The 7,223-nt window shown below is 63.4% G+C and carries 8 protein-coding genes; 5 read left to right on the plus strand and 3 right to left on the minus strand.

Annotation, left to right across the window (positions count from 1 at the left end; genetic code table 11):
- The coding region (locus EOA75_RS25730) for a peptidoglycan-binding protein (protein WP_206517033.1) at positions 1–655 on the plus strand (655 nt) is incomplete at its 5' end.
- 35 nt (positions 656–690) lie between these two features.
- Here EOA75_RS25730 and EOA75_RS25735 read toward each other — a convergent pair.
- The gene (locus EOA75_RS25735; protein ID WP_127217350.1) at positions 691–1,911 is read right to left on the minus strand and encodes an alanine racemase; all 1,221 of its coding nucleotides are present in this window, start codon (positions 1,909–1,911) and stop codon (positions 691–693) included.
- 213 nt (positions 1,912–2,124) lie between these two features.
- On the opposite strand from EOA75_RS25735, the gene EOA75_RS25740 reads away from it, so the two are divergent.
- Positions 2,125–3,045: a DMT family transporter gene (locus EOA75_RS25740; RefSeq protein WP_127325471.1), complete on the plus strand. Its 921-nt coding sequence runs from the start codon at positions 2,125–2,127 to the stop codon at positions 3,043–3,045.
- Positions 3,046–3,470: 425 nt separating this feature from the next.
- On the opposite strand, the gene metF is transcribed toward EOA75_RS25740, so the two are convergent.
- Both metF and EOA75_RS25750 read right to left on the minus strand, forming a co-directional pair.
- Positions 3,471–4,388 carry a methylenetetrahydrofolate reductase [NAD(P)H] gene (gene metF / locus EOA75_RS25745; protein WP_127325472.1) on the minus strand — a complete coding sequence of 306 codons (918 nt, stop codon included), beginning with the start codon at positions 4,386–4,388 and terminating at the stop codon, positions 3,471–3,473.
- On the minus strand, positions 4,388–5,395 hold the full coding sequence (locus EOA75_RS25750; RefSeq protein ID WP_067328997.1) for a metalloregulator ArsR/SmtB family transcription factor: 1,008 nt from the start codon (positions 5,393–5,395) through the stop codon (positions 4,388–4,390). Before EOA75_RS25750 ends, metF begins: the two co-directional genes overlap by 1 nt.
- Positions 5,396–5,536: 141 nt before the next feature.
- Here EOA75_RS25750 and tsaA point away from each other — a divergent pair, with 141 nt between their 5' ends.
- The 3 genes from tsaA to EOA75_RS25765 all read left to right on the plus strand — a co-directional run.
- A complete protein-coding gene (gene tsaA / locus EOA75_RS25755; RefSeq protein ID WP_067328995.1) occupies positions 5,537–6,043 on the plus strand; it encodes a tRNA (N6-threonylcarbamoyladenosine(37)-N6)-methyltransferase TrmO in 507 nt (168 codons plus the stop codon).
- On the plus strand, positions 6,040–6,354 hold the full coding sequence (locus EOA75_RS25760) for a DUF2293 domain-containing protein (protein ID WP_066990672.1): 315 nt from the start codon (positions 6,040–6,042) through the stop codon (positions 6,352–6,354). Before tsaA ends, EOA75_RS25760 begins: the two co-directional genes overlap by 4 nt.
- Before the next feature lie 97 nt (positions 6,355–6,451).
- On the plus strand, positions 6,452–7,223 hold a 772-nt coding region (locus tag EOA75_RS25765; RefSeq protein WP_127325473.1), incomplete at its 3' end, for an aminotransferase class IV.

Below are 7,223 nucleotides of genomic sequence, written 5' to 3' on the forward strand. Positions count from 1 at the left end.
CGCCTGGGCCGGCGAGATCGGCCAGACGCAGATTCTGCCGACCGACTATCTCGCCCGCGGCGTCGACGGCGACGGCGACGGCAAGGTCGATCTCCGGAACAGCGTGGCGGACGTGATCATGACCACGGCCGACAAAATCCTGTCGCGCGGCTGGAAGCGCGACCAGCCCTGGGTCGAGGAGGTGCGTGTTCCCGACGACATGCCTTGGGACCAGACCGGCCGCACCAACAAGCTGCCGCTGTCGCAATGGGCCCAATGGGGCGTGACCAATCCGGACGGCACGCCGCTCGTCGACAACGGCCTGAAGGCCGGGCTCGCCTTGCCCATGGGTCGCAAGGGTCCAGCCTTCCTGACCTACGACAATTTCGACGTTTATCTGGAATGGAACCAGTCCTTCACTTACGCGCTCACCGCTGCGGTGCTGGCGACCCGTCTGGCCGGGGCGCCGCAATTCGATCCGCGCACGCCCGAGCCCGGCCTCAACGGTGACCAGATGAAGGCCCTGCAGACCAAGCTTGAGGCCAAGGGCTACGATGTCGGCACGGTCGACGGTATCCTCGGCACGAATACCCGCGAAGCGATCCGCAAGGAGCAGATGCGGCTCGGCATGGCCGTGGACGGTTGGCCGACGCCGGAATTGCTGGCGAAATTGTAGCGCCCTGTCCTTCCCCCAAGGGGAGAAGGGGGAGCTCAATCCGCCATCGTCTCCAAGCTCGCGAAACCTTGCGGCGCGTCGCCCTCGTCGAACGGCGTCGTCACCTCCACGAACGTGTCGGGATAGAACCCGTTGAATCGCGTCCTCAGTGACAGCGAGTAGGCGCCGATATGGCCGATCTCGATCCAGTCGCCGGTGTCGACCGTTTCCGGCAGCCAGAATGGGCGCGACAGGATGTCGACGGAATCGCACGTTGCGCCGCAAACCTTGAACGGCACGACCGTCTTGTCGCTGCCATTGCGCGTGCGGATCGCCGGATCGGGAATGAAGCGCGCCGGCAGCGTGATCTTGCCGGTCCATGAATCCGAGAGCGACGCCCAGATGCCGTCATTGATGTAGAGCCTTTTGCCCTTGCGCAAGAGCACGCGCACGATCAGCGACAGGCAGCGCGCCACGATCACGCGGCCGGGTTCGGCGACCAGCGGCATCTCGTCGAACTGGTATTCCTTGAGGTCGCCGGCCAGCCGCGACATGAGCTGGCCGAGCGACGGCATCTCGATGTGCTTGCGGTTGGGATCGTGGCCGTACTCGGCCGGAAAGCCGCCGCCCACGTCAAGCCCGGCAATGTCGAAGGTCAGCCGGTTGCGCACCCAGTCGGCAGAGGCCAGCGCGCGCTCGTAGGTGTCGGGGTCCTCGATCTGGCTGCCGACATGGAAGCAAAGCCCGACCTTGTAGCCGGTACGGTTGAGCCGCTCGGCAAGCTCCACCGCATTGGCGGGACCGGCGCCGAATTTCTTCGACAGCTCATATGCCGCGTGGCCCTTGGTCTGGATGCGCACGAAGACGGTGAGAGCGCCGGGATCGATGTCGAGCGCACGCACCACGCGCGTCAGCTTGGTGATCTCGTCCTCATGATCGAGCGAAATCACGCGGATGCCGTATTTCTCCAACGCCAGCTTGATGTCCGACTGCGCCTTGATCGGATGCATGTAGAGCATTTCGGCCTCGGGCGAGACCCCCCGCACAGCGGCGAACTCGCCGGGCGAGGCGACGTCGAAGGCGCTCACGCCGGCCTCGACCAGCGTCTTCAGCACGATCTGCTCGCCATTGGTCTTGACCGCATAGGCGGTCTTGCCCGGGAACATGCCCATGAACTGCAAAGCATCGGCCTTAAGCACCTGCGGGCGGAAGCAATAGACCGGATCGTCCGGACGAAGCGCCAGTGCCGCCTCGCGGGCATTTTCGAATCGCTGCATGGACGAATCCTTGATCTCGGCGCGCACAATTAATCCTAGCTAGCCGCCAAAGAAAACAGTTCTGTGTCTCGCCTTCGCCTGCGAGCGGCCGCACCCTTTTGCGCCACGCTAAACCATTGGGCAGGTTTCGGGTGGCCCTTGCCACCGAACCGTATATCGGTTGGAGCTGGTTCGGCGGACTGAGGGAGCGATCGGCATGGGAGGGGTGACGACATGACGATGGCGGCTGGCGCCGCGCCGACACGCGGACCGATGACGCTCAGAGATTGGGCGCAGCTCCTGCTGCTCGGCGCGATCTGGGGCGGCTCCTTCTTCTTTGCCCGCATTGCCGTGGCGGAGATCCATCCTTTGGCGCTGGTGCTGTTTCGCGTCGCCATCGCGGCGGCCGCGCTTCAGCTCTATCTGGCGATCCGCGGCCCGTCCTTCCGTCTCGCCTTTCCCCACGCCGGCCTGTTCTTCCTGCTGGCGTTGGCCAACAATGTCATTCCGTTTTCGCTGATCTTCGCCGGCCAGACCGAGCTCGGCGCCGGTATTGCCTCTGTGCTCAATGCCACGACGCCATTTTGGACGCTGCTCCTCGCCAATGCGCTCACCGCTGACGAAAAACTGTCCTGGAACAAGCTGGCCGGCATCTCGCTCGGCGTTGCAGGAACAGCTGTCATGATCGGTCCTGGTTTGGCTTCTGGCCTCGGCGAGCCGGCCTGGGCCAAGTTCGCGCTGATCGGCGCCTCGGTGTCCTACGCGATTGCCCTGATGATCGCGCACCGCTTCAAGGGGGTGCCTTCGCCGGTCATCGCCACCGGGCAACTGACCGCATCGACCATCATCATGATCCCCGTCGTGCTGATTGCCTACGGCCCAGCCGGGCTGTTTTCGGTCTCGCCGCCGGTCTGGGCCGCGGTGCTCGGGCTGGCCCTGCTCTCCACAGCCTTTGCCTACATCCTCTATTTCAACCTCGTTGCCTCGGCCGGCGCCACCAACGCCTCGCTGGTCACTTTGATCGTACCGGTGAGTGCCGTGCTGCTCGGATTCCTGTTTCTGGGCGAGCGGCTGCAGCTCTTCGAAATGGGCGGCATGGCGCTGATCGGAGTCGGTCTGATCACCATTGACGGGCGCCTGTTCGGCCGATGGTAGCGGTGCCATGCCACGGCTTCGCCATAATATATTCACAAACTCTTGGATCGATTTTTGCCGAAGAGTTTCAATGGCTAACGGCAAATTCGAGGTCGCAAATTCCACAATCACGTCGCAATGCAGCACATTTTCCGCTTGCCTGTGACCCAAATGACTCTAGATTCCGGCCATAGCTCTTAAGAGGAGGCTATGGCATGGGACTGACGAGGCCAATCAACGCATTGATGATTTGTGCTGCGTTTGCATTCATCGGCGCCCTTATCATGGGCGTTCTTCCCTGACCCGCCGAAGCCGGGAAGACCAGCACCGAGGATGAGTCCAACCGATTCGAAAAGGCCGGGTTCCGCCCGGCCTTTTCCGTTTCAATCATTGTTTTGAATGCATGTCGTTTCGCAAAACCGCTGCACACTTTTCGGCGAGTTTGATCAGGCCGCGGCCGAGCCGGCCGCCTCCGCCTCATGCGAGCGGATGCCGATCATGTGGCAGACGGCGAAGACCAGATCGGCACGGTTCATCGTGTAGAAATGGAAATCGCCGACGCCGCGCTCGACCAGATCATGGACCTGCTCTGCCGCGACCGCTGAGGCCACCAGTGCATGCGTTTGCGGATCGTTCTCCAGCCCTTCGAAGCGCTCGGCCAGCCAGGCCGGCACCAGCGCGCCGCAGCGGGAGGAAAAATTGGCGACCTGGGTGAAGTTGTGCACCGGCAGGATACCCGGCACGATGGGGATGTAGATGCCGGCGCGGCGCGCGCGCTCGACATAGCGCTCGTAGAGGTCGTTATCGAAGAAGAACTGGGTGATCGCCCGCGTCGCGCCATTGTCGACCTTGCGCTTCAGCATATCGATGTCGGTGGCGAAGTCCGGGCTTTCCGGATGCTTTTCCGGATAGGCTGAGACCGAGATGTCGAAATCGCCGACGCTCTTCAGCGCCCCGACCAGTTCGGCGCCGTTCGCATAACCATCGGGATGCGGACGATAGGCGGTCCCCACGCCTGCTGCCGGATCGCCACGCAAGGCGACGAAACGGGTGACGCCAAAGTCGGCGAATTCCTGGATGACGGCGTCGACCTGATGCCGGGCCGCGTCGACGCAGGTCATATGCGCCGCCGGCGTCAGCGTCGTCTCGTGCAGAATGCGCTTCACGGTGCGCGCCGTGCGCTCCCGGGTCGAGCCGCCGGCACCGTAGGTCACCGAGACGAAGCGCGGCTTGAGCGGCTCGAGCCTTGTGATGGTGTCCCAGAGCCTTGCTTCCATCTCATCCGTTTTCGGCGGGAAGAACTCGAACGAAACCCGGACCTTGTCGCCAATGTCGGGGCGGCGGGAAAAGCGGAACTGGTTCATCAGGCTGTTTCCCTTGCTGGAAGTGTGTCGTTGGACGGATCGGCGATCAGCAGGCGGCGATCGCGACCCAGCCAGAGCTTGACGGTGAGTCTCGCCTCGGCCTGGCCGCGCGGCTCGAACTCCTGGCTCTCTTCGAGGTCAAGCCCTGCCTCCTCGAACCAGTCGGCGATCTGCCGGTCGGAAAAGCCTAGCCGCATATGCGCGTGCTGGTCGCGCAGGAACTCCAGATTGTGAGGCGCGAAATCGACGATCACCAGCCTGCCGGACGGACGCAGCAGCCTCGCGGCCTCGCCGATGGCGCGGGCCGGATCGTCGAGATAGTGCAGCACCTGGTGGATGGTGACGAGATCGAAGGCGTTGCGCTCGACCGGCGGCGAAAAGATGTCGCCCTGGCGCACCTGCGCATTGGCGACGCCGGCTTTGTCGAGATTGGCGCGCGCCACGGTCAGCATCTCGCGCGACATGTCGATGCCGACGCCGCGCCGGTAGAGCGGCGCGAAGATCTCCAGCAGCCTGCCCGTGCCGGTGCCGAGATCGAGCATCGACTGGAACGGCCGTTTGCCGACAAGCTTGAGCAGTGCCGCTTCCACCGCGCGATCCGGCACATGCAGCGAGCGGATGCGATCCCAGCTGGCGGCGTTCTCCGAAAAATACTCCGCGGCCCGGTCCTGCCGCTTGCGCTTGACAGCGGCCAGCCGCTCCAGGTCGCGCACCACCTGCGGATCGGCCTCGCGCACGCCCGAGACGAGCCGCTGAACGAAATCGCGCGAGCTGTCTGTGTCCGACAGCCTGAAAAAGGCCCAGGACCCTTCCTGGTAGCGGCCGATCAGCCCGGCATCGAGCAGTAGCTTCAGATGCCGTGAGACGCGCGGCTGCGACTGGCCAAGGATTTCGGTAAGGTCGGAGACCGTGAGATCGCCGCGCGACAGCAGCACCAGAATGCGCAGGCGGCTGGATTCGGCAGCCGCCTTCAATGTATCTACCATCGTGTCGAGCGTGACATGCATGAAAGGTTCTCGCCGAAAGATATAAAGATATGTTTATGTCGAATTTAAAACCCTGGCAAGCGTTATGTCGCTCTCGGACAAGAAAATGGCGCAGCCATGGTCCGCGCATTGCAGGCCATGCGTCCGCGGATTGATTGAACGATGTTCGAGAGACGCGAGGACGAGACGCTCCTGGAAAACGACCCGGCCAATCTGCCGCCGGACGGCCATGTCGTCTTCATCGGCCGGATCGCCTCGCCTTGGACGAGCCGCGAGGATTGTCCCAAGAACATGCGCGCCGCCCGCGAGACCGGTCGGACTGGGGCCATCCTGATCGACAAGCCCTACCGCCGGGGGCTGCAGAACCTCGATCGCGCCAGCCACATCGTCATCCTGTCCTGGCTCGATCATGCCCCACGGAATCTGATTGTGCAGAAGCCGCGCCATGCGGCTGAACCGAAAGGCGTTTTCTCGCTGCGCTCCCCTGCCCGGCCGAACCCTGTCGGCCTGCACATCGCCAAGCTCGTCGCGCTCGATATCGAGGAAGGCCGGATCGAGATCGACGCCATCGACGTGCTCGACGGCACGCCGGTCGTCGACATCAAGCCCTACTATGCGTCGACCGATGCCTTCCCTGAGGCGGCCATTGCCGGACGCGAGGAGAAATGAGCGCGCCGACCGGCCGCCGCCGCGCGATTGCCAAGGCGCTCACCGCGCTCTTGCCGCTCGCCCCCTATTCCGACATGGAAAAAATCCGCGCCGATGCCGGAGCCGTGCATATGAAGAGCTTGCCGCCGACGATCGCGGTGTGGCTGGCAACCATCGCGCATGTCCGCCACACCCATACCGACTATGACAAACTGCTGGCCGAAGGCTATGACCGAGACTCGGCACGCTTCTTTGTCATCGACGAGACCAATGAGGTGCTGACCCGCTGGCGCGCGACGCGGCTGCTGGAAGAGGATGACGAGGACGAGTAAAGCACAGGCTAGGCTAGACAGCGCCGTTGGCCTGGCTCTTACTTCATTCGAAGCTGGACGCTAACCTGCCTTTCCACAACGACGAAGATGGAGCGAAATGAGCCAAGCCGCCCCCGCGCCTGCCGCGCCACTACCCATTCTGTCAGAGCGTCATCTCGATCCGCATGCCTATCCCAACGGCGTCGCTTACCTCGATGGACAATATCTGCCGATGTCGCAGGCAAAGGTGTCGGTGCTGGACTGGGGCTTTCTGCATTCCGACGCCACTTACGACACGGTCCATGTCTGGGACGGTCGCTTTTTCCGTCTCGATCTGCATCTCGACCGTTTCTTCGGCGGGCTGGAAAAGCTTCGCATGACCATCCCGTTCGGCCGCGACGGCGTTGCCGAAATCCTGCACAATTGCGTCGCGCTGTCCGGCCATCGCGCCGCCTATGTCGAGATGCTGTGCACGCGCGGCGCCTCGCCGACCTTCAGCCGCGATCCGCGTCAGGCGATCAACCGGTTCATGGCTTTCGCCGTCCCCTTCGGCTCGGTCGCCAATGCCGAACAATTGCGAAGCGGCCTCCACGTCGCGATCAGCGACAAAGTCCGTATCCCACCTGCCTCGATCGATCCCTCGATCAAGAACTACCATTGGCTGGACCTGGTGCGCGGGCTCTACGACGCTTATGACCGCGGCGCCGACACCGCGCTGGTCCTCGACTTCAACGGTAACCTCGCCGAAGGTCCAGGCTTCAACGTGTTCTGTGTCAGGGCAGGCAAATTGACCACGCCCGCCGTCGGCGTGCTGCCCGGCATAACGCGCCGCACCGTGTTTGACCTGTGCGCCGAGGCGGGACTGCCCGCGGTTGCCGCGGATATCAGCG

Source organism: Mesorhizobium sp. M1A.F.Ca.IN.022.07.1.1, from assembly GCF_003997575.1.
GTDB lineage: Bacteria > Pseudomonadota > Alphaproteobacteria > Rhizobiales > Rhizobiaceae > Mesorhizobium.

Bases quoted from the DNA above. Each gene is read 5' to 3' on its own strand.
- EOA75_RS25735 (WP_127217350.1), bottom strand. From the start codon at position 1,911: ATGCAGCGATTCGAAAATGCCCGCGAGGCGGCACTGGCGCTTCGTCCG.
- metF (WP_127325472.1), bottom strand. From the start codon at position 4,388: ATGAACCAGTTCCGCTTTTCCCGCCGCCCCGACATTGGCGACAAGGTC.
- EOA75_RS25740 (WP_127325471.1), top strand. From the start codon at position 2,125: ATGACGATGGCGGCTGGCGCCGCGCCGACACGCGGACCGATGACGCTC.
- tsaA (WP_067328995.1), top strand. From the start codon at position 5,537: ATGTTCGAGAGACGCGAGGACGAGACGCTCCTGGAAAACGACCCGGCC.
- EOA75_RS25750 (WP_067328997.1), bottom strand. From the start codon at position 5,395: ATGCATGTCACGCTCGACACGATGGTAGATACATTGAAGGCGGCTGCC.
- EOA75_RS25760 (WP_066990672.1), top strand. From the start codon at position 6,040: ATGAGCGCGCCGACCGGCCGCCGCCGCGCGATTGCCAAGGCGCTCACC.